Genomic DNA, 20,725 nt, shown 5'->3' with positions numbered 1-20,725 from the left:
CAGGAGGACGCTTGCTTAGCGCATTTGGCCGGGCCTTTCGCACGCCTGATCTGCGACGCAAGTTGTTGTTCACGCTGGGAATCATCACAATCTTCCGCTTGGGTGCCTTCATCCCCTCGCCTGGTGTGAACTACCAGAATGTCCAGCAATGCTTGCAGAGCGGTCAGACCTCGGGCGGGATCTACCAGCTCGTCAATCTGTTTAGCGGCGGTGCGTTGCTACAGGTGTCCATCTTCGCCCTGGGCATCATGCCGTACATCACGGCGAGCATCATCGTCCAGCTGCTGCGCGTGGTCATTCCCCGCTTCCAGGAGCTGTACGAAGAAGGCGCGTCGGGGCAATCCAAGCTGACGCAGTACACGCGCTACCTGACCATCGCACTGGGCCTGCTGAACGCCACGACGCTGGTGTCGCTGGCACGTTCCGGCCAGTTGCTGCCCAACTGCCAGTTGGACATCATCCCGGATGCGAGCGTCATTACCACGATCCTGATCATCATCACCTTGACGGCCGGCACCGGCCTGATCATGTGGATGGGCGAGCTCGTCACGGAGAAGGGCGTGGGTAACGGCATGTCGCTGCTCATCTTCACCTCGATCGCTGCCAGCTTCCCGACCTCCCTTGGTGCCATCTGGACCTCACAGGGTCCGGGCACCTTCTTCATGGTCCTGGCCATCGGCCTGCTGACCGTGGCCCTGGTGGTCTTCGTGGAGCAGTCCCAGCGCCGCATTCCGGTGCAGTACGCCAAGCGAATGATCGGCCGGCGCACTGTGGGCGGCACGAGCACGTACATCCCCATCAAAGTGAACATGGCCGGCGTCGTGCCCGTCATCTTTGCATCCTCGATGCTGTACCTGCCGGGCCTGATCTCACAGTTCAACCAGCCCAAGCAGGGCGAACAGATGGCACCGTGGGTTGAGTGGATCAACAACAACCTCACCCGTGGTGACCACCCCATCTACATGGCACTTTATTTCGCCATGATTGTTTTCTTCACCTACTTCTATGTCGCAATCACTTTCAATCCTGAAGAGGTTTCCGACAACATGAAGAAGTACGGCGGCTTCATCCCGGGTATCCGGGCCGGTAAGCCGACGGCGGACTATCTGCAGTACGTCCTTTCCAGGATCACCCTGCCCGGCGCCCTCTACCTGGGCTTCGTGGCATTGATCCCGCTGGTCGCCTTGGTCCTGATCAATGCCAACCAGAACTTCCCGTTCGGTGGAACCTCGATCCTGATCATGGTGGGCGTGGGCCTGGAAACGGTCAAGCAGATTGACGCGCAGCTACAACAACGTCACTACGAAGGGCTTTTGCGATGACGAGAATGCTGATTATCGGACCTCCGGGTTCAGGCAAGGGAACGCAGGCGGATCGGATCTCCGAGCGCCTCGGCGTCGTTGCGATCTCCACCGGCGATATCTTCCGCGCCAACGTCAAGGGTGAGACGCCGCTGGGCGTCGAGGCCAAGAAGTACATGGATGCCGGCGATTTCGTGCCGGACAGCGTCACCAACAAGATGGTGCGCGACCGCCTGAGCGAGGACGACGTCGACGGCGGCTTCCTGCTGGACGGTTACCCGCGCACCACCGCGCAGGTGGACTACCTCGATGAGATCCTCGCCAACGGTGAGCAGAAGCTGGACGTCGTCCTGCAGCTGACCGCCGATGACGAGGAACTGGTGCACCGCCTCCTGGGCCGCGCCAAGGAGACCGGCCGGAGCGACGACAATGAAGCCGTCATCCGCCACCGTCTGGACCTCTACCACGAGCAGACCGAAGCCGTTGTGGCCAAGTACGCCGAGCGCGGCATCCTGACCCAGGTTGACGGCATCGGCGGCATCGACGAGGTCACCGACCGCGTCATGCAGGCCATCAAGGCAGCACAGGCAGCCTGATCCGGGATTTGCCGGAGGTCCGCGGCTGACTGCAGATCCGGCTTGCCTCCAGTGCCTTGAAGGGCGCGTCCCGTACCATCGAGTACGGGACGCGCCCTTCCTTGTTTGGAGGGGTGATTTGGGGGTTGGCGCCGCGGGCCGGTGACGCCGTCAGGCACCCAGGACCGGAGCCGGATATCACCGGACGCATTGTCTGTGGGGAGATATTGCATGAACCAGACCCTTCCGGGGGCGGCGAAAATCGCCGGCCTCGAAGTCTATGTGCCGCCAGGCCGGATGGGCACCGCGCAGCTGGAGCAGCAGCTCGCTGCCGCCAGCCCCGGTTTCCGCGTCCCGAAGGGCCTGATCGGCCGGCTGACCGGAATCCGCACAAGATCTGTGATGGCAGCGACTGAGCAGGCCTCCGACCTAGCGGCAGTAGCCGCTGCGAAACTGCTGGCGGCCCGCGGACTCCAGCCCGCCGACGTCGACCTCCTCCTATTTGCGTCGGCCAGCCAGGACATGGTGGAACCGGCCACCGGGCACATGGTGGCCGCAAAACTTGGCATGGGCTGCCCGGTGATGGACATTAAGAACGCCTGCAACAGCCTGCTCAACGGCCTGGAAGTAGCCGATGCCCTGATCGGCTCCGGACGTTACCGGCGCGTGCTCCTGGTCAGCGGGGAGTCGCCCTCCAGGGCCGTTCGGTGGTCCGTCCCGGACCAGGAGACTTTCGCCGCGGCCTTCCCGGGTTACACCATGAGCGACGCCGGCTGCGCGCTGCTGCTGGAACCGGCAGACCCCGACGCCGACGGCGCGTCCCGGGTGCTGGGCACGGGGTTCGCCGCGAAGAGCAGCCACTGGGCCGTGGGAACGCTCGGCACCGGCGGCTCCGTCGCACCGAGGGACCTCGAAGCGACCTATTTCAACATGGACGGCGAAAAGCTCAAAGATGCCTTCCTGGACCTGGGGCGGGGAGTCCTGGACGAGACCCTGGAGAAGCTGGGCCTGGCATGGACGGACTTCGCAGTGGTGTGCGTCCACCAGGTGAGTGCGCCGTACCGGGACATCTTCGCCCGAGGGGCAGGCGTGCCGCCGGACATGCTCGTCAGGACCGTGGAGGAGTACGGCAACATGGCCTCGGTCAGCCTGCCCCTGCAGCTGAAGCTGGCACAGGACCTGGGCCGGTGCGGACCTGGCGACCTGGTGGCGCTGGTGGGTCTGGCCGGCGGCGTGAGCCTGGGCATCGCCGTGGTGCGGTTGTGAGGGGACCGCAGATCGGCCGGGTTCCAGATCGGGTGCCCGCAGGCCAACCCCCGGTGCCCGGAAACGAAACCCCGGTGCGGGCGCTGTGTGTCGCGATGCCGGCACTCAACGAGGAAAAGCTGATCGGCCAGTCACTGCAGGCGCTAGCGGCCCAGCTTCACAAAGACTTCACGCTCGTGGTGGTGGATAACGGGTCCACGGACGCCACCAGGTCAATCGTCGCCGACTTTGCCAGGCTTCACCCGGCCATGGATATCCGCCTGGTCCATGAGCCGCAGAAGGGTACCGGCGCCGCCGCGGACACCGGCATGCGTTTCGGCGCCCTGAATGGCGCCCGGTGGCTGGCGCGCACCGACTCGGACTGCCTCCCGGCCGCCGACTGGACACTGCGCATCATGGAAGCGTTCGCCGACGGCCTGGAGATGATTGCCGGCCAGCTGAACCCGCGGCTGGATGAAGGCCTGGCTCGGACCAGCCGCTGGCTGATGCTCCTGGCCGTCGAGGTCGCGTCGTTCTTCGGCCGCATCCGCCCGGGAAACAAGGGGGAAGGCTACCTTGGCCCCTACCAGATGCTGCCCGGGTGCAACATGGCCATCACCGCCGAGCTGTATCTGCGCTCGGGCGGTTTCCCGCGGACCAGCATCGAGGAGCTGCACGAGGACCGTGCGCTTTCCAACCGGGTCCGCAGACTCACGCGCTCCTACGCCCTCCGGCGCAACGTGGTGGTGTTCGGCTCCTCCCGCCGGGTTCAGGCCTGGGGCCTGCCCAACACCCTCGCCTGGTACGCGGACCACCGGTTCCGCCCGGACCACGTGGACATCCGGTGAGTGGTGTTTCGGAACGCGCGCTGACCGAAAGGTCGTCCGCCGCCGGCGCCCTGGCCGCGTGGGAGCGGCGGCTCCACGTCGGCGCCCATCCTGTGGCCTACCCGCTGATCCGCGGGCTGGGGAAGCTCCGGCCCGTTGTTCGGCTGCCCGGGCTGGGGGTACTCGTCAGCGACGCCTCCCTGGTCAGGGAAGTGCTGATGGACGCCGGCTACTCGAAGTCCGGCGCCAGGGCCTCCGGCGCGCTGTGGACCCCGGTGGTGGGTCCCCGTGCGCTGTTGAACATGCACGGGGAAGAGCACCTTGAACTGCGGCGCCGCCTCAACGGCCTGTTCACGCCCAGGGCCGTTGAAGCCATCGTCTCTCCGGCGGGCGAGCGGCTGCACGAGCGGCTGGCTGCAGGGCTGGAGCATGGCGGCTCGGTGGAGTTCGTTGGGCTTGTCACGGAACTGTCCGGTGGAGTGATCAGCAGGCTGCTGGGTGTCCCGGACGATGCGCCCGGCCGCCTCCCGGACAGCGACCTCTTCACCCTGGGCACCTCCATCACCTCGCTGGTGCGGTTGGGACGGCCACGGCTGACGCCGGCTCAGGTCGCACAGGCGAAGGCCGCCGTCGAAATTCTGGCCGGACCCGTACGGAGCGCCTACCGCAGCGACGACCCCTCCACTTTTCCGGGCCGCCTCCGAGTCCTGGGACTCGGGGAGGACGAAGCGGTGGGGATTGTCAGTGCCTTTGTGATCGCCGGGACCGAAACCCTGGTGTCCTACGTTCCGCGGCTCGCCGCCATGCTGTTCGACGACGGCAGGCTGCCCGCGCTGGCAGCAGACCGCAGCGGCCTCCCGGACGCCGTCAACGAGGGCCTGCGGTACACGGCGCCGTCGCCGATGATGCTGCGTGAGGCCACAACGGCCGGGCGGCTGGGCGGAGTCCGGATCAGCCCGGGGGACCGGATCCTGCTGTCGACGGTGCACGCCGTCAAGAGCCTGGGCGCTTTCGACCCGGCAACGCCGATCCCGCCGGCGGCCCGTCAGCTGTGGTTCGGGGCGGGAGCCCACTTCTGCATCGGTATGCCGCTGGCGATGGCCGAAATCAACTGCGCATTGACCGTGCTGCTGGACGAGTACGCCCGCGGTGCGTGGCGCATCCGCTCGCGGGCCGTCAGCCGGAAGGTGCTCATTCCGCACTACAAGTCCCTGGAGCTGACCCGTGCAAACTGACCTGCCGGATGACCTCATCGCCGCTGTGTACGACGCCGCTGCGAAGTACCCGGACCACCCGGCCATCACGGCACCCGGCAAACGCAGCGGAAAGCCGGGCAAGACCATCAGCTACCGGGACCTTGCCGCCGGGATTGAATCCACCGCAGAGGGCCTGCGGCGCGAGGGATTCGGTCCGGGGGAGCGCCTGCTGTTTTCCGTGCGGCCGGGGCCCGCGGCCTTCACGCTTGCCTTGGCTGCCGTCCGGGCCGGCGGGGCCATCGTCTTCATCGATCCCGGGGTTGGTCCCGAACTTTTCCGGAACAGGACGGCGCTCGCATCGCCGCGGTGGGCTGCCTCCGAATCGCTGCTTTATGCGCTCAGCGCGCCCGGGCCGCAGCGGCGCCTTGCCCGGCGGCGCGGCCTGCTGCTTCCGGACTACGCAGCGATGAAGGTCCGGCACTTCCACTCCGGTCCCTGGCTTCCCGGGGTCCCGTTCACGTCCACCAACATCCGTGCCCTGTCCCGAAACGCTTCCCGTAACAGCAAGTACGACGGCGGCGTCCGCAGCGGCGCTGCTCAATACGGCGGCGCTGACGACGGCGGCAGGCCGGACGGTCTCCCGCCGGTTGAAGCCGCGCCGGGGCAGGAAGCGGTCATCATTTTCACGTCAGGCACCACCGGGAAGCCCAAGGGCGTGGTGCACAGCCGCGGGACCCTGGCGGCCGGCTTTGGCCAGCTGAGCACACGCTGCACGTTCGCGGCCGGTGACCGCATCCACTCGGAACAGCTGATGATGGGCTTGCCGGCCCTGATCGCCGGTGCCCACTGGACGATGCCGTCGTACGGGTTGTCCGCCACCATCGATCCGCTGCGGTTCGCGGCCGAGCTGGGCTCCTCGCCCGGGCATAAAGCGGCATCCCACGTGTTCCTGGTGCCCTCGCAGCTGGCGCCGATCCTTGACGCCGTGGAATCAGGACAGCTGGTGTGGCCGGAAACGCTGAAAACGGTGATGCTGGGTGCCGCGCCCGTGCTGGCCCCGTTCCTGGCGCGGGCTGCCGGACTCCTGCCCGGAGTGCGCTTCCATTGCATCTACGGGATGACCGAAGTCCTGCCCATCGCGATCGCGGAAGGGCACGAGAAACTGGACTTCGCGTCCGGACGCACCGCGGAATTCCGGACCGCGGACGGCTCCGGCGAGGGCGACTACCTCGGCGGCCCGCTTCCGGGCGTGCGCTTCCGGGTGGCTGAGGACCATGAGCTGATCGTCTCCGGGCCCAACATGTGCCTGGGTTACCTCGGCGAGGACACCATGGACGAGCACGCCACCGGCGACCTCGTGCGCGTGGACCACGGCCCGGCCGGCTCGTCCGGTACGCCGAGGCTCGTCCTGCTGGGGCGCAAGAAGGACATGATCATCCGGGGCAAGACCAACATCTACCCGGGCCTGTATGAGCCGGTGATTGCCGGCATCGACGGCGTGGCCCAGGCCGCGATGGTCGGCATCCCGGACGGCATCGGCGACGAAGCGGTGTGGCTCGCCGTCGAACCGCACCAGGGACAGGATCAGGCGGCGCTGCTGCGGACCCTCCACCGTGAACTTCCCCGGCTCATCGACGAATCGGCCCTGCCCGACCGGATTGAGGTCATGCCCAGGCTGCCGGCGTCCGGCCGGCACCGCAAGCCGGACCGCGTGGCCCTGCGGGCGTTGTTCGCGGACCGCCCGCCGGAAGCGAGCCCGCCGGTAGGCACCCCGCCGCGAGCCCGCCCCTCGGGAGGGACGCCATGAGGATCGCCGTGACCGGGGCCAGCGGTTTCGTCGGCGGAGCCGTTGCCGAAGCTGCCGAGGAACGCGGCTGGGAGGTGGTCCGCTACGGCCGGCGCCGGCTCCCCGGCGTAACGGTGTGGGACCTCAGCGCGGGGCCGCTGTCCAACCCGCCGGAAGTGGACGCCGTCGTGCATTCCGGAGCGCACGTGGCGGACTGGGGGCCGCCGCAGCTGTTCCACCGCGTCAATGTACACGGGACCGAGGCCGTTGCGGCTACTTTTCCCCGTGCGCGGCTGGTCCACATTTCCAGTTCCAGCGTCTATCCGTGGTGGCAGCCGTGCGTCGACCGGCCGGAGGACCCGGTGGCGGGCCGGTACCTGAACGCGTACGCCAGTTCAAAGGCCCTTGCGGAGGCAGCGGCAGCGAGGCACGGCAATGCGCTGATCCTCCGGCCGCACGGCGTCTACGGCCCGGGCGACCGGACCCTCCTGCCCCGCCTCATGAGCAACGTGAACAATAACAGGTTGCTCAGCGTCGGAGGTCCCGATGTCCTGCACCAGCTGACGTCCATCGGCAACCTGGCCCGGGCAGCGCTCGCCGCCTGCACCTCGGACGCCACCGGTCCCGTCAACGTGGCAGACCACCGGCCCGTGGCCCTGGGCGGAGTCCTGCGGGAAGTGCTGGACGCCACTGGCCGGTCCGACGTCGAACTCGGCTTTATCCCCATGCGCGCGGCGATGACGATTGCGGCGTCGCTCGAGGCGATGGCCGGCGTGACACGCAGGCCGCCGCGGCTGACGCGCTATGCCGTTAGCCAGCTCGGCTTCGAGCGTACCTACTGCACACGCCGCCTGCGGGACGAGCTGGGAGTGGACCCTGTCCCGAGCAGCTTCGCAAGTGCGGGAGAATGGATCAGAGACCTGGGATGAACGCATCCCGCCAGCGAGACGAAGCACTGAGGTATAAATGGCATTCGGACAGCCCCGGATTGAATACAAGACCAACGCCCAAATGCGCATCATGCATGAGGCCGGCCTGGTCCTGAGCCGCGCGCTGGATGCCGCCGTGGCCGCCGCAGTCCCCGGTGCCACCACGGCCCAGCTGGACGCGGTATTCCGCGCAGTCCTGGACGAGGCGGGCGCCAAGTCCAACTTCCTCGGCTACCACGGGTTCCCGGCCACCATCTGCACCTCGGTCAACGAGGAAGTCGTCCACGGCATCCCGGGCAGCCGCGTGCTGAACGACGGCGACATCATCTCGATTGACGGCGGCGCCATTGTGGACGGCTGGCACTCCGACTCCGCCCGCACCGTGATTGTCGGGACCCCGGACCCGGAAGACGTCCGGTTGTCCGAAGTCACCGAGGAAGCCATGTGGCGTGGCATTGCCGCACTGGCCACCGGAAAGTTCGTGGGCGATATCGGGAATGCGGTGGACGACTACGTCTCTTCCGTCCCCGGCAAGCCGCTGGGCATCCTGGAGGACTACGTGGGCCACGGCATCGGGTCCGAAATGCACATGGCGCCTGACGTATTGAACTACCGCACCAGCCACCGCGGCCCCAAGATCCGCCCGGGACTGTGCCTTGCCATTGAGCCCATGCTGGTCCGCGGCAGCATTGAGACCGCCGTGCTCGAGGACGACTGGACCGTAGTCACCACCGACGGCAAGCGCTCCTGCCAGTGGGAGCACTCAGTCGCCGTGCATGAAAGGGGCATCTGGGTTCTTTCAGCGCCCGACGGCGGTGCGGAGCGGCTTGCGCCGCTGGGCGTCGTTCCGGTCCCGATCCCGTAGGCCCCCGGCACACGGCGACGCGACCGCAGCGACGCGCAAAGTTCCCTGCGACGCGCAAATTACCCGGCGACGCGCAAATTACCCTGCGACGGGCAAATTACCCTGCGACGCGCAAAGTTCCCTGCGACGCAGAAAATCCCTGGCGCACCCGGAATTTCGGGTGCGCCAGGGATTTTGCGTATCGCAGGACTCCTTGCGCGTCGAGACCGCGCGTCCGGAAAGGTGCGTCAGCTCTTGAGCTTGGGCTTGACGTCCTTCGTGTAGATGCCCTCCAGCGTGGACTTCAGTGCGGTCATGGTGGCCTTCACGTCGCCCTGCTGGGTGAGGATCTTCGCCGCGGCCTTGGCCATCTCCTGGTCCGCGCCCGGCAGGAACACCCGTGCATTGTCCTGGACCTTGGTGGCCGCGAGCTGGTCCATGGCCGTCTTGATCTGCGGGGTTTTGGCCAGCACCGAGGTCATGTCCGCGGAGACCCGGGTGGGCATGTAGCCGGTGGCCGCTGAGAATTCCGCAGTGTTTTCCGGCTCGGTCATGAACTTCAGGAACGTGCCTGCCGCCAGCTGCACTTCCTTGCTCACGCCGCTGGGGATGCCCAAGCCTGCGCCGCCCGTGGGGCACACACCGCTTTCCACCTTGGGGCCGCCCGGCAAGAAGCCGACGCCCACGTTGAACTTGGCGGACTTCAGCACACCGAGCAGTGAACCGGTGGAGGAGATGGTGGAGGACGTGATCCCGGCGGCAAAGTCGTCCGCCGCCTCCTTCGAGGAGACTCCGGCCCAGCCGTCCTTGTAGATGGAGTCCTGGGCCCACTGCAGTGCCTCGACGGATTCCGCCGAGTCGCAGTTGATGGTCCACTCATTGGACCAGCTGCCGCCCCAGCCCCAGAGGTTGTTCTGCAGGGTCCAGCCCGCGTAGCCCGCCAGTGCCGGGTAGATGTAGGCGTACTGCGCGCCCGAGCTGGCCTTCAGCTTCGGGGCCCATTCGGCGAACTCCTGCCAGGTCTTGGGCGCGCGGTCAGGCAGGCCGGCAGCCTTGAAGTGGTCCTTGTTGTAGTAGAAAAGCGGCGTGGAACGGCCGTAGGGGAGGGCCCACTGCTTGTCGTCGTACTGGTAGTCCGCCACGAGGGACTTCTGGAAATCGTCCACCTTGATGTCCAGCTGCTTGACCAGGCCGTCGAGCGGGATGATATTGCCGTTGGTGAAGTAGCGGAACCACCAGACGTCCGAAAGCACCACAACGCCGGGCAGTGCCTCCTTGGCCGCCTGTGAGGTCTGGAACTTCTGGGCGATTTCCTCATAGTTGGCGCCTGCCGTCACCAGGTTCACCTTGATGTCCGGGAACTTGGCGTGGAATTTCGCGATGATGGACTTCTCCACGTCCTGGGACTTACCCGGGTGGCTGGTCCAGAAGTCGATCGAGGCGGCGGGCTTCACTCCGCTGAAGTCGATTTCGGCGGCTTTGCTCGCGGGGGTTGTTCCGCCGGTGGACGGGCCGCCGCAGGCTGCCAGCGCAGCGGCGCCGGCTCCTGCACCGGCAAGCCCCAGGAAATGCCTGCGGTCAAGATTCATACCCATTGTGGATCCTCTCAAAGGTGATTGCTCATGCTGACTCGTTGTACGGGTTGGATGACAGGTGGTGCGGGGGAAAGCTGTTGTTGACCGCCAAAGGGATGCGGCCTTGGCGGGGATGCGCCCGGGACTGCGGGCCTAGCCGGTGACGCTGCCCTGGGTAAGGCCGGCCACGATGTAGCGCTGGAGTGCTGCGAACACCACCAGGATGGGGACGATCACCAGCACCGCGCCCGCCATGAGGATGCCCCAGCCGGAACCGTTGCCCTCGGAGTTCTGCAGCAGCGTGAGGCCCACAGGCAGCGTCATGGTTTCCGGGCGGTCCGTGATGATGAGCGGCCAGATGTAGTCGTTCCACTCGCTGACGACGGTGACCAGGGCAACCGTGGCGATTGAGGGGACGGACACCGGGACCACGATCCGCCAGAGCCGCCGCCAGTGGCCGGCGCCGTCGATTTCCGCGGATTCCAGGATGGAGGCCGGCAGCGTCATGAAGTGCTGCCGCAGCAGGAAGGTGCCGAAGGCGGTTCCCAGGCCGGGCAGGATGATGCCCCAGAGGGTGTTCTTTCCACCCATCCCGGCGATGAGGATGTAGTTCGGCAGGATTGACACCTGCGGCGGGACCATCAGGGCCACGAGGATGAGCACGAAGATGGCGTTCTTGAACGGGAAGCGGACGAACACCAGGGCGTAGGCCGTGAGGATGGCCAGCAGCACCTTGATGGTGGCGCCCACCAGCGTGACGATGGTGCTGTTCAGGAAGAACTGCGCGAACGGCACCGTTGTCATGGCGATGCTGTAGTTCTCCAGGTTCACGCTTTCCGGGAGGATCTTCAGGTCCATGGTGATGATCTCGCCGGGCTGCTTGAACGAACTCAGGATCATCCAGAGCAGCGGCAGGAACACCACCAGGGTGGCCAGGATCAGCGGAATGTACCCGCCGGCAATCGTTTGGACAATGTTGGCGCGGGAGAATGGCCGGTGCGTGCTCATGAGTAGTGCACCTTCCGTTCGACGAACCGCAGCTGCAGCACAGTGATGATCAGCAGGATGGCGAAGAGCACCACCGAGATGGAGGCCGAATACCCGGCCCGGTTGAACGCGCCGAACGCCTGGAGGTAGGCCTCGTAGATCAGCGTGCTGGTGCCGTTGCCCAGGGGCGTCATGATCCTGATCAGGTCGAACGCCTGCAGCGAGCTGAGCATGGTGGTGATCAGCAGGAAGAACGTGGTGGGGGAGAGCAGCGGGACGGACATGCTCAGGAAACGCCGGAACCCGTTGGCGCCGTCCAGGGAAGCGGCCTCCATCACGTCCTGCGGCAACGACTGGAGCCCGGCGAGGTACACCACTGCGCAGTACCCCAGGTTCTTCCAGACGTACACGATGATCACCATGACCAGCGACAGCTGCGGATCGTTGATCCATTGCGGGCTTTGCTGGCCCAGTCCCCGGAGCACCCAGGCGAGGACGCCGTACCCGGGGTCGAAGATGAACAACCACACCAGGCCCACGCCCACGCCGCTGAGCACATAGGGGGCAAATACTGCGGAGCGGGCAAAGGTGGTGCCGCGGACCTTGGAGTTCAGAGCCAACGCGATCAGCAGCCCCAGCACCATCGAGCCCCCCACGGTGACGAGGGTGAAGACAGCGGTGGTCCCGAGCACCTTGGCGGCATCGGCACTGGTAAAGAAGGTGACGTAATTGTCCAGCCCCACCACGGTGGCCGACGCCGATCCCAGCGTCCAGTCCAGCGTGGAGTAATAGATGTTGTTGATGAGCGGGAGGTACGTGAAGACCCCGATCAGCACAAGGTTGGGCAGTGCGAGGGCCAGGAAAACGAAGAAGTCCCGGCGGGTCCTGCCGGACCATTTCGGCCGGCGCCGCAGGGCCGGACCGGCTTCCGCGACGGCGGCGGGCCGGTCAGTCAGTTGTCGTGTCATTCGGTCTCTAACGGATCCGGGCCCGCGGATGGCAGGCCAATGGGTGTGGGGGGTAGCTTCACTTCACCACATGGTTGGTGGGCAGAATCCCGCACTAGCCCTCGTCAGAGGATTGTTAGTCAAGGCTTCCTTGCCCGTTAACGCCGTGTTGCTGGCAGTATTGCATAACGTTTGTTTTGGAGGCCGGAGTTGCTCCCGCGGGTCGCCGAACTTTTGGGAGCGGACACTCGCTTCCGCGCAGGCGCACAATGGACCCATGGGAGTAATTACCGATGTCCCCGGAATCCGGGTCGGCCACACGCAGAAGATCACGTCATTAGAGGCGGCCGACGGCGGCGCGTCCGACGGCGGCTGGCTCACCGGGGTGACCGTGGTGCTGCCGCCGCCCGGCACCGTGGGTTCCGTTGACGTCCGTGGCGGAGGCCCGGGCACCCATGAGACGGATTCCCTGGACCCCACAACACTCTCGCAGCGCGTGGACGCCGTGGTGCTCACCGGCGGCAGCGCCTACGGGCTGGTGGCCGCGCACGGTGCCAAGCGCTGGTGCGAGGAAGACGGCCGCGGCTTGCCGGTGCCGGGCGGACTCGTGCCGATCGTTCCGGCCGCCGCCATCTTCGACCTCGGCCGCGGCGGTGACTTCACCGCCCGCCCTGACGAGGAGATGGGCTATGCGGCAACTGCCGCCGCTGCCGCCCAAAAGGACGGTCACGACGTCGAACGCGGCAACGTGGGGGCCGGCACCGGAGCCGTCCTCGGGCGGGGGAAATACAAAGGGGGAGTGGGCACAGCGTCCGTCACCTTGGACAACGGGGTTGTTATCGGCGCGATCGCCGTGGTCAATGCCGTGGGGTTGCCCGTAGGTGTTCGTTCGGCGGCTGGCGATTTCGAAAAGCTCAATCACCCCGGTGCCGAAGCTCAGCCCCTCAACACAACACTCGTCGTCGTCGCTACGAATGCCGTGCTGAACAAGGCCGAGTGCAAGCGGACCGCCTCCGCCTGCCACGCCGGACTGGCCCGGGCGCTGAATCCGTCCCATACCCTCGCGGACGGCGACACCGTGTTCGCGCTGGCGACGGGCGCCGTCGAACTTGACCGCAGCACCGACGCTGCCCGGACGTTCAGCCTCATCACGCTCCAGAGCGCGGCAGCCGACGTCGTGACCGAAGCCATCCTGGATGGGGTATCCCGGGCTGAAAGCGTCACAACCCCGGCGGGGGAATTTGCTGCGTACGGCCCGGTAGTGCGCTACCATGGTCCGATTTAACATTCCTGCCAAGATGGCGTAGTGTTGTCTGTTGGTTGTCTGCCCTGTTTGTGCCCTTTTGCGGTCGGAAGGCAGAAGCCAATCAATCAAAAACGTTCGCAGTCATGTCCGGTGCCAACCGGAAGGCTGTGACAACAACAGTTAGCGGAGGGTATGGCCAAGAAGGACGGGGTCATTGAGATCGAGGGCGTTGTGACTGAGGCGCTGCCTAACGCGATGTTTCGCGTTGAGCTCACCAACAAGCACATCGTTCTGGCGCACATCTCTGGAAAAATGCGCCAGCACTACATCAGGATTCTCCCTGAGGACCGGGTAGTGGTGGAGCTGAGCCCGTACGACCTGACACGTGGTCGTATCGTCTACCGCTACAAGTAAACACTGGGCGGCCAGAGCATTAGCCGAAGGCCGGGCCAGTAGACCAACTGCAACACGCAAAGGAACGCCATGAAGGTCAAGCCGAGCGTCAAGCAGATCTGCGAAAAGTGCAAAGTGATCCGCCGTAATGGCCGGGTCATGGTGATCTGCGAGAACCCGCGCCACAAGCAGCGCCAGGGCTAATTTCCTTCACAGGAAATCCTGGGTTGCTAACCCACGCAAGTAAATAAAGGCAGCACAAGCTGAACTGGGACATAAGCTCGAAAGAGCCCGGACAGCTAACCCCCGGTCGGAGGCTGGGGCCGCACTGAAAGTGCGGGTGTACTGCCTACGACCTCCGGTTTATACAAGGAGTACCGCCACTATGGCTCGTCTCGCTGGCGTAGACATTCCCCGCGAAAAGCGGCTGGAAATTGCGCTTACTTACATCTACGGCGTGGGCAAGACCCGTGCACACGAAACCCTGGCTGCTACCGGCATCAGCGCTGACGTTCGGGTCAAGGACCTGACCGACGCACAGCTGGTTGAGCTGCGTGACTACATTGAAGGCAACTACAAGGTTGAGGGTGACCTTCGCCGCGAAGTGGCCGCTGATATCCGCCGCAAGGTTGAGATCGGCAGCTACGAAGGCCTGCGTCACCGCAAGGGCCTGCCCGTACGCGGACAGCGTACGAAGACCAACGCACGTACCCGCAAGGGTCCGAAGCGTACCGTCGCCGGCAAGAAGAAGGCTCGTTAATCCCTGAGGGATTAACGCGTCTTCCCCAATAAACTTTCTGTAGGAGAAATAATGCCCCCGAAGACTCGTGGCGCGGTTCGCAAGCCGCGTAAGAAGGACAAGAAGAATATCGCGCTGGGCCAGGCGCACATCAAGAGCACCTTTAACAACACCATCGTTTCCATCACGGATCCGAACGGTGCTGTCATCTCCTGGGCTTCCGCCGGTGAGGTTGGCTTCAAGGGCTCACGTAAGTCCACCCCGTTCGCTGCCCAGATGGCTGCCGAAGCTGCTGCAAAGCGCGCCCAGGAGCACGGCCTGAAGAAGGTTGACGTGTTCGTCAAGGGACCGGGTTCGGGCCGCGAAACCGCAATCCGCTCGCTGCAGGCCGCCGGCCTGGAGGTTGGCTCCATTCAGGACGTCACCCCCGCCGCGCACAACGGCTGCCGCCCGCCGAAGCGCCGCCGCGTCTAAGACGTATTCAGCAGTTGGAGCTTGCCCGGACCTTCACGGGTCCGGGCAGGCCCAGCCGCGTTAAGTCTTCAGACCGAATTTCCACCACCTGTGTTGCGTCATATAGCGGATGCTCGCCGAAAGGAAACCTAAGTGCTCATTGCACAGCGCCCCACCCTCTCTGAAGAGGTCGTCTCCGAAAACCGCTCCCGTTTCATCATTGAACCGCTGGAGCCGGGCTTTGGATACACTCTCGGAAACTCCCTCCGCCGTACCCTGCTCTCCTCCATCCCGGGCGCTGCTGTAACCAGCATCCGGATCGATGGCGTGCTGCACGAGTTCACCACGGTTCCGGGTGTCAAGGAAGATGTCACCGAGATCATCCTGAACATCAAGAACCTGTCGGTTTCCTCCGAGCACGACGAGCCGGTTGTTGCTTACCTGCGCAAGCAGGGCCCGGGAGTCGTCACCGCCGCGGACATCGCTCCGCCGGCCGGCGTCGAATTCCACAACCCGGATCTGCACATTGCCACGCTGAACTCGAAGGGCAAGTTCGAACTCGAACTGACCATCGAGCGCGGCCGCGGCTACGTTTCGGCAGCTCAGAACAAGTCCGGCGACTCCGAGATCGGCCGCATCCCGGTCGACTCGATCTACTCGCCGGTGCTGAAGGTTACTTTCCGCGTGGAAGCCACCCGTGTTGAGCAGCGCACTGACTTCGACAAGCTGATTGTCGACGTCGAGACCAAGCAGGCCATCGCCCCGCGCGATGCCGTTGCTTCCGCAGGCACCACCTTGGTGGAACTGTTCGGTCTGGCCCGCGAGCTGAACACCGCAGCTGAAGGTATCGAGATTGGCCCGTCGCCGACTGACGCTGCCCTGGCAGCCGACATGGCCCTGCCGATCGAGGATCTGGACCTCACCGTCCGTTCCTACAACTGCCTCAAGCGTGAGGGCATCCACACCGTGGGTGAACTCGTTGCCCGCTCCGAGGCCGACCTGATGGACATCCGTAACTTCGGTGCGAAGTCCATCGACGAGGTCAAGGCCAAGCTGGTTGAACTGGGCCTGTCCCTCAAGGACTCGCCTCCCGGTTTCGACCTGGCAGCTCGCGCCGCAGCCATCGAAGAGGACGACGCCGCTTTCAGCGACGACGAGCTCTAACAAGCAGATCTTGGCCGGCTGGCTGAATGCACCACGTTGTGCGCAGCCCACCGGCTTCCATATGAGGAGAAACAATTATGCCTACCCCCACTAAGGGTCCGCGCCTCGGAGGCGGCCCGGCTCACGAGCGTCTTATGCTCGCGAACCTGGCAGCAGCACTGTTCGAGCACAAGCGGATCACCACCACGGTGACCAAGGCCAAGCGCCTGAAGCCGTACGCAGAGCGCCTGGTGACTTTCGCCAAGCGCGGCGACCTCGCTTCCCGCCGTCGTGTACTCGGCCTGATCAGCAACAAGGGCGTCGTCCACGAGCTGTTCACCGACATTGCACAGGCAGTGGAGAACCGCGATGGCGGCTACACCCGCATCACCAAGATCGGCAACCGCAAGGGCGACAACGCTCCCATGGCTGTCATCGAACTGGTTCTCGAGCCGGTTTCCGCAAAGCAGGCTGTAGTGGCTGAAGCTACTGCTGCTGCCAAGCGCGATGCAGACAAGGCTGCTCCGGCTGTTGAGACTGAAGAGGCTGCTCCGGCTGCCGAAGCTGTTGAGACCGAAGCTGCTGAAGCCAAGTACGCCGGCTCGCACCCCGCCACGGCTGACAACGAAGCTCCCGAGGGCTTCCCCGTCAAGGGCAACGAGGACTCCATGAAGTTCCACGTTCCCGGCTCACGCTGGTACGACGCCACCACCGCTGAAGTATGGTTCGACTCTGCCGAGTCCGCCGCAGCAGCAGGCTTCGCACCTGCCGGTGGCGACGCTGCGCAGGCAGTCGAAGCTGAGTAATCAGGCTCTGACGCCGCAGTAGACTTATGTCTATGAACCACCAGAAACCCGCTGCCCCCGTTTTGGGGGGCGGCGGGTTTTTGCGTATCCGTTTGGATTTGGCGTACGACGGCGGCCCCTTCAGCGGGTGGGCAGTGCAGCCCGGCCTGCTGACCGTCCAGGGGGTGTTGGAGGATGCCCTGGCCCTCCTGGTCCGGCGCAAGGTGCGGGTGACAGTGGCCGGCCGCACCGACGCCGGTGTGCACGCCCGCGGCCAGGTGGTCCACCTGGACCTCACCGAAGATGAGTGGCAGGGCCTGAACCGCGGCGTTGAGCTGGATCCCGCCGTCGCCCTCCTGCGGCGCCTTCGCGGGGCACTGAGCAGGGGCCTTGGCGACCTCACCGGCGCCATCGAGGTGCACAGCGTCACCCTGGCTCCCGAGGGGTTCGACGCACGGTTCTCGGCGCTGTGGCGCCGGTACAGCTACCGCATCGCCGACGGCCCGGCGCTGTGGGACCCGCTGGGCAGGTACTCCACCCTCTGGCACAAGGAGCAACTCGACGTGTCGCTGTTGAACGAGGGCGCGTCCAAGCTCCTCGGGCTGCAGAACTTCCGTTCCTACTGCAAGCCCCGGGAAGGATCCACCACCATCCGTGAACTGCAGCGGTTTGAATTCGCGCGGGGGAGCGACGGCGTCATAGTCGCCACCGTGCAGGCTGATGCGTTCTGCCACAACATGGTGCGGGCGCTGGTGGGGTCGGCCCTGTACGTCGGTTCAGGTGCGGAGAAACCGGGGTGGCTTTATGAGCGGCTGCTTGAGCAGAAACGCGATGCGAAGTCCGTGCTTTCCGCCCCGCACCCCCTGGTGCTCGAGGAAGTCGCCTATCCCTCGGACAGCGAACTGCTGGCCCGGGCCGAACTGACCAGGGCGCTCCGGAAGTAGCCCGGCCGCTAGTAGGCAGGGGAAGGATCTTCCGCCGGCAGGACAACAGTGAAACTGCTTCCCTCGCCCGGCCGGCTGGTGCACGTAATCGAGCCGCGGTGCAGCTCCACGATGGCCTTCGTGATGGATAGCCCCAGTCCGACGCCGGGAATGCCGGACTGCAGGACTTCGCGGCTGCGGAAGAACCTGTTGAACACCTGCGCCGCATCGGCCGAAGTCATGCCCATCCCGGTGTCGTCCACGCGCAGGTACACCTGCTCGGCTTCTGCCCGGGCCGTGACCCGGACCGTCCCGCCGTCGGGGGAGTATTTGATGGCGTTGGACAGGAGGTTGTCCAGGACCTGGCCGAGCCGGAGCGGGTCCACCTGCGCCCACAAAGGCACCGGCACGTCGGCGAGCAGTGACACCTTTGCGGCAGCGGCATGTTCCTGCGCCGAGCCAACGCAGAAATCCACCAGCCCGGACAAATCGGTCCTTCGCGGATGCACCGGCAGCGACGCTGAGGCCGACAGCAGCAAATCCGACACGAGGGTGAGGAGCCGTTCCGTATTGCGCTGCGCCACCTGCAGCCGTTGAGCGGCCAGGGGCGGGAGCCCGTGTTCGCCGTCGAGCACCAGATCAAGGTTCCCGATCACGGAATTCAGCGGAGTGCGCAGTTCATGGGTCACGTTGGACAGGAAGTCATCCTTCGCCGCCATCGCCTCCACGAGGCCGGTCACGTCATTGAACACCACCACGGCGCCGTTGAATTCGCCGTCGTCATTCCGGAGCGACCTGGCCGCCGTCGAAATGGCCCGGCGCTGCGGGCCCTCGCCGAACCAGACCAGGTAATCAGCAAAAGACTCACCCTGGGTAGCCCGGTAAACGGGACGTTTATCCGGGGCTAATGGTGATTTTCCGTCCTGGCTGAAGAGTGTCAGTTCCTCCTCAATTCTTGACGCCGCTAATGCACCCGGAAGACCTTCCGGGGACGCCGCGGCTTCCAGCTGGGATTGCCGGACATTTGTCAGCAGGCGGTCACCGTTGGCATTCACGGCAACTATGCCGACGTCGACCGTTTCCAGGATTGTGTCCAGCAGCTTTTCGCGCTCTTTGCTCTCTTCAAAGAGCGCGCGCATTTCACGGTCCGTGGCCTCCAAAACGCGCTGCTGGAGCCTCAGGTTCACGCTGGCGAAACGGATGGCAATGGACACCGTGAGCATCATGAGCGGCAATAGCAGGGCGGATGTCACATCGGCTACTGAAACGCCCGGAAGCCGGGAGAACAGGGGAGGCAGGGAGATCAACAGGGGGCCGCAGAAGCTCAGGAAAAGGCTGCTACGGGCAGGCAGCGAAGAGGCGGACACCCAGATCACCGGGAAAATCGCCAGGACACCGAGGCCCGGAACGCCTGGCGGCACACCGATGCGAGTCAGCCAGATGGCGATGAAATCAAACATGGGAATGAAGAGCGGAACGTACGGACCGAACTTTTCCCAAGGCAGCAGGACGCACGCCAGGAAAAGGAGGGCGTGCATCCCCAAGGACATCAGGAAGACTCCGTTGCCGAATACGCCGGGCCAGGCAAAGTAGGCCGCAATAGCCACGGCAAAGACCACAAAGGAAAGCGGTAACTGACACAGGATCACCTGGGTACCAGGCCCCAGGGCACGGAAGAAGCGGTCGGCGCTGGGAGCCAGCGATGTCTCAGCCACGCAGGTGCGCCCTGGTCCCCGCCCTGAGCAAACCTCCGCCGGACCATCCACCGTGGCACGGCGAATGCAGGTGACGAGTGGTGGCGATCATGGGCCCGGCCCTTTCTTGGACGTCATTGTTTACTGTGAAGTCATGCTAATTGACATTCATACTTCTGCCACGGAAAAAGAACCGCCAATAAGCAAGATTTCTTGTAGCGTAGTCCCTTGGGGGGGTGTAACAGGCATTTGCGATGGGCAGGTGCCTGCATGGGGTCTGGGGATTTATGGGGTTGACCATGAGCGATCTGGGAGTAGCTGTGGTTGTCGAGGACGACAAGGACATACGTAACTTGTTGGAATCGGTCTTCCTTCAAGCGGGGTTTGAGGTGCACACAGCCTCGGACGGCCGCGAAGGCGTGGAATTGGTTCGACATCAAAAGGCGAATATTGTCACGTTGGATGTGGGGCTGCCAGACATCGACGGCTATGAAGTGCTGCGACGTATCCGGCAGTTCAGTGATGCCTACGTGGTGATGCTGACCGGCCGGAGCGAAGAGCCCGACATGTTGACCGGACTGCACTCGGGCGCGGATGACTACATCACCAAGCCATTCCGTCCGTTGGAGCTCCGAGCGAGGGTGGCGGCCATGATGCGGCGGCCGCGGTACGGCGACGCACAACGGCAGGACGGTCTACGACAGGACGCACAACCGCAGGCGGCGCCGGCGAAACCGGCACCGCATGCCCAACCCGGCACAGTGCACGGAACCGGATCCAAGGATGTCCTGGAGCACCGGGACCTCAGGCTCAGCCCCCGGACACGGTCTGCCGAACTGGCCGGCAAGGAACTGGAGCTGACGCGCAGCGAATTTGTCCTCCTGGAGGAACTCCTGCGGGCCGGCGGCGGTGTGTGCACGCGGGCCGATCTGGTGAAGGTGGTCCGCGGGGACTACTACCAGGACGACACGTACATCAGCGAAGCTGACGAGCGTGCCGTGGAAGTCCACATCGGGAACCTCCGGAAGAAACTCCACGAGGACGCCCATACCCCGCAATTGCTGCAGACCGTGCGGGGCGTGGGGTACCGGCTGGGAGCCGGCAAGCTCTAGCCAGGCAGCCTGCCGGGGGACTGGCA

At 65.0% G+C, this 20,725-nt stretch carries 21 protein-coding genes; 17 read left to right on the top strand and 4 right to left on the bottom strand.

Annotation, left to right across the window (positions count from 1 at the left end):
* Positions 1–11: 11 nt before the first annotated feature.
* The 8 genes from secY (at position 12) to map (ending at position 8,724) form a co-directional block, all read left to right on the top strand.
* The gene (secY, locus tag ACSQ1X_RS15040; RefSeq protein ID WP_028269572.1) at positions 12–1,322 is read left to right on the top strand and encodes a preprotein translocase subunit SecY; all 1,311 of its coding nucleotides are present in this window, start codon (positions 12–14) and stop codon (positions 1,320–1,322) included.
* Positions 1,323–1,327: 5 nt separating this feature from the next.
* Positions 1,328–1,897 (top strand): adenylate kinase, encoded by a 570-nt coding sequence (locus ACSQ1X_RS15035; RefSeq protein ID WP_436059347.1) that lies wholly within the window; start codon positions 1,328–1,330, stop codon positions 1,895–1,897.
* Between the two features lie 210 nt (positions 1,898–2,107).
* Complete coding sequence (locus ACSQ1X_RS15030; RefSeq protein WP_436058245.1) at positions 2,108–3,142, top strand: 3-oxoacyl-ACP synthase III family protein; 1,035 nt, start codon at positions 2,108–2,110, stop codon at positions 3,140–3,142.
* 53 nt (positions 3,143–3,195) lie between these two features.
* Entirely contained in the window at positions 3,196–3,969 is a 774-nt protein-coding gene (locus ACSQ1X_RS15025; RefSeq protein WP_436058244.1) for a glycosyltransferase family A protein, read from the top strand.
* Complete coding sequence (locus tag ACSQ1X_RS15020; protein WP_436058243.1) at positions 3,966–5,183, top strand: cytochrome P450; 1,218 nt, start codon at positions 3,966–3,968, stop codon at positions 5,181–5,183. Before ACSQ1X_RS15025 ends, ACSQ1X_RS15020 begins: the two co-directional genes overlap by 4 nt.
* Entirely contained in the window at positions 5,173–6,951 is a 1,779-nt protein-coding gene (locus tag ACSQ1X_RS15015; protein ID WP_436058242.1) for a class I adenylate-forming enzyme family protein, read from the top strand. The genes ACSQ1X_RS15020 and ACSQ1X_RS15015 overlap by 11 nt, the downstream gene beginning before the upstream one ends.
* Positions 6,948–7,859: an NAD-dependent epimerase/dehydratase family protein gene (locus ACSQ1X_RS15010; protein WP_436058241.1), complete on the top strand. Its 912-nt coding sequence runs from the start codon at positions 6,948–6,950 to the stop codon at positions 7,857–7,859. Before ACSQ1X_RS15015 ends, ACSQ1X_RS15010 begins: the two co-directional genes overlap by 4 nt.
* A gap of 37 nt (positions 7,860–7,896) precedes the next feature.
* Positions 7,897–8,724, top strand: a complete 828-nt coding sequence (gene map, locus ACSQ1X_RS15005; protein ID WP_436058240.1) for a type I methionyl aminopeptidase — start codon at positions 7,897–7,899, stop codon at positions 8,722–8,724.
* 227 nt (positions 8,725–8,951) lie between these two features.
* Here map and ACSQ1X_RS15000 read toward each other — a convergent pair whose 3' ends face one another.
* From ACSQ1X_RS15000 to ACSQ1X_RS14990, 3 genes are all read right to left on the bottom strand, one after another.
* Positions 8,952–10,298: an ABC transporter substrate-binding protein gene (locus ACSQ1X_RS15000; RefSeq protein WP_436058239.1), complete on the bottom strand. Its 1,347-nt coding sequence runs from the start codon at positions 10,296–10,298 to the stop codon at positions 8,952–8,954.
* A gap of 132 nt (positions 10,299–10,430) precedes the next feature.
* The gene (locus tag ACSQ1X_RS14995) at positions 10,431–11,285 is read right to left on the bottom strand and encodes a carbohydrate ABC transporter permease (protein ID WP_436058238.1); all 855 of its coding nucleotides are present in this window, start codon (positions 11,283–11,285) and stop codon (positions 10,431–10,433) included.
* Positions 11,282–12,232, bottom strand: coding sequence for a carbohydrate ABC transporter permease (locus ACSQ1X_RS14990; protein ID WP_436058237.1), 951 nt, complete (start codon positions 12,230–12,232; stop codon positions 11,282–11,284). Before ACSQ1X_RS14990 ends, ACSQ1X_RS14995 begins: the two co-directional genes overlap by 4 nt.
* Positions 12,233–12,488: 256 nt before the next feature.
* Between ACSQ1X_RS14990 and ACSQ1X_RS14985 the strand changes: the two genes are divergently transcribed.
* The 8 genes from ACSQ1X_RS14985 (at position 12,489) to truA (ending at position 17,914) form a co-directional block, all read left to right on the top strand.
* Positions 12,489–13,496, top strand: coding sequence for a P1 family peptidase (locus tag ACSQ1X_RS14985; protein ID WP_436058236.1), 1,008 nt, complete (start codon positions 12,489–12,491; stop codon positions 13,494–13,496).
* Between the two features lie 153 nt (positions 13,497–13,649).
* On the top strand, positions 13,650–13,871 hold the full coding sequence (infA, locus tag ACSQ1X_RS14980; RefSeq protein WP_009358723.1) for a translation initiation factor IF-1: 222 nt from the start codon (positions 13,650–13,652) through the stop codon (positions 13,869–13,871).
* A 69-nt stretch (positions 13,872–13,940) separates the two neighbouring features.
* Positions 13,941–14,054 (top strand): 50S ribosomal protein L36, encoded by a 114-nt coding sequence (rpmJ, locus tag ACSQ1X_RS14975; RefSeq protein WP_009358722.1) that lies wholly within the window; start codon positions 13,941–13,943, stop codon positions 14,052–14,054.
* Positions 14,055–14,235: 181 nt separating this feature from the next.
* Complete coding sequence (gene rpsM / locus ACSQ1X_RS14970) at positions 14,236–14,610, top strand: 30S ribosomal protein S13 (RefSeq protein WP_003803743.1); 375 nt, start codon at positions 14,236–14,238, stop codon at positions 14,608–14,610.
* Between the two features lie 51 nt (positions 14,611–14,661).
* A complete protein-coding gene (gene rpsK, locus ACSQ1X_RS14965; protein WP_011692779.1) occupies positions 14,662–15,063 on the top strand; it encodes a 30S ribosomal protein S11 in 402 nt (133 codons plus the stop codon).
* A gap of 132 nt (positions 15,064–15,195) precedes the next feature.
* On the top strand, positions 15,196–16,206 hold the full coding sequence (locus tag ACSQ1X_RS14960; protein ID WP_011692778.1) for a DNA-directed RNA polymerase subunit alpha: 1,011 nt from the start codon (positions 15,196–15,198) through the stop codon (positions 16,204–16,206).
* A 77-nt stretch (positions 16,207–16,283) separates the two neighbouring features.
* Positions 16,284–16,991 carry a 50S ribosomal protein L17, sunset domain variant gene (rplQ, locus tag ACSQ1X_RS14955; RefSeq protein WP_436058235.1) on the top strand — a complete coding sequence of 236 codons (708 nt, stop codon included), beginning with the start codon at positions 16,284–16,286 and terminating at the stop codon, positions 16,989–16,991.
* A gap of 32 nt (positions 16,992–17,023) precedes the next feature.
* On the top strand, positions 17,024–17,914 hold the full coding sequence (gene truA / locus ACSQ1X_RS14950; RefSeq protein ID WP_436058234.1) for a tRNA pseudouridine(38-40) synthase TruA: 891 nt from the start codon (positions 17,024–17,026) through the stop codon (positions 17,912–17,914).
* An 8-nt stretch (positions 17,915–17,922) separates the two neighbouring features.
* Here the strand turns inward: truA and ACSQ1X_RS14945 are convergent, their stop codons facing one another.
* A complete protein-coding gene (locus tag ACSQ1X_RS14945; protein ID WP_436058233.1) occupies positions 17,923–19,608 on the bottom strand; it encodes a sensor histidine kinase in 1,686 nt (561 codons plus the stop codon).
* Between the two features lie 278 nt (positions 19,609–19,886).
* Here ACSQ1X_RS14945 and ACSQ1X_RS14940 point away from each other — a divergent pair, with 278 nt between their 5' ends.
* On the top strand, positions 19,887–20,699 hold the full coding sequence (locus ACSQ1X_RS14940) for a response regulator transcription factor (RefSeq protein WP_436058232.1): 813 nt from the start codon (positions 19,887–19,889) through the stop codon (positions 20,697–20,699).
* The last annotated feature ends 26 nt before the right edge of the window (positions 20,700–20,725 follow it).

The organism is Arthrobacter sp. LjRoot78 (assembly GCF_964254335.1).
Classification (GTDB): domain Bacteria; phylum Actinomycetota; class Actinomycetes; order Actinomycetales; family Micrococcaceae; genus Arthrobacter.
Note: the sequence above shows the minus strand (reverse complement) of the source record. Positions and strands in the feature narration are given on the sequence as shown.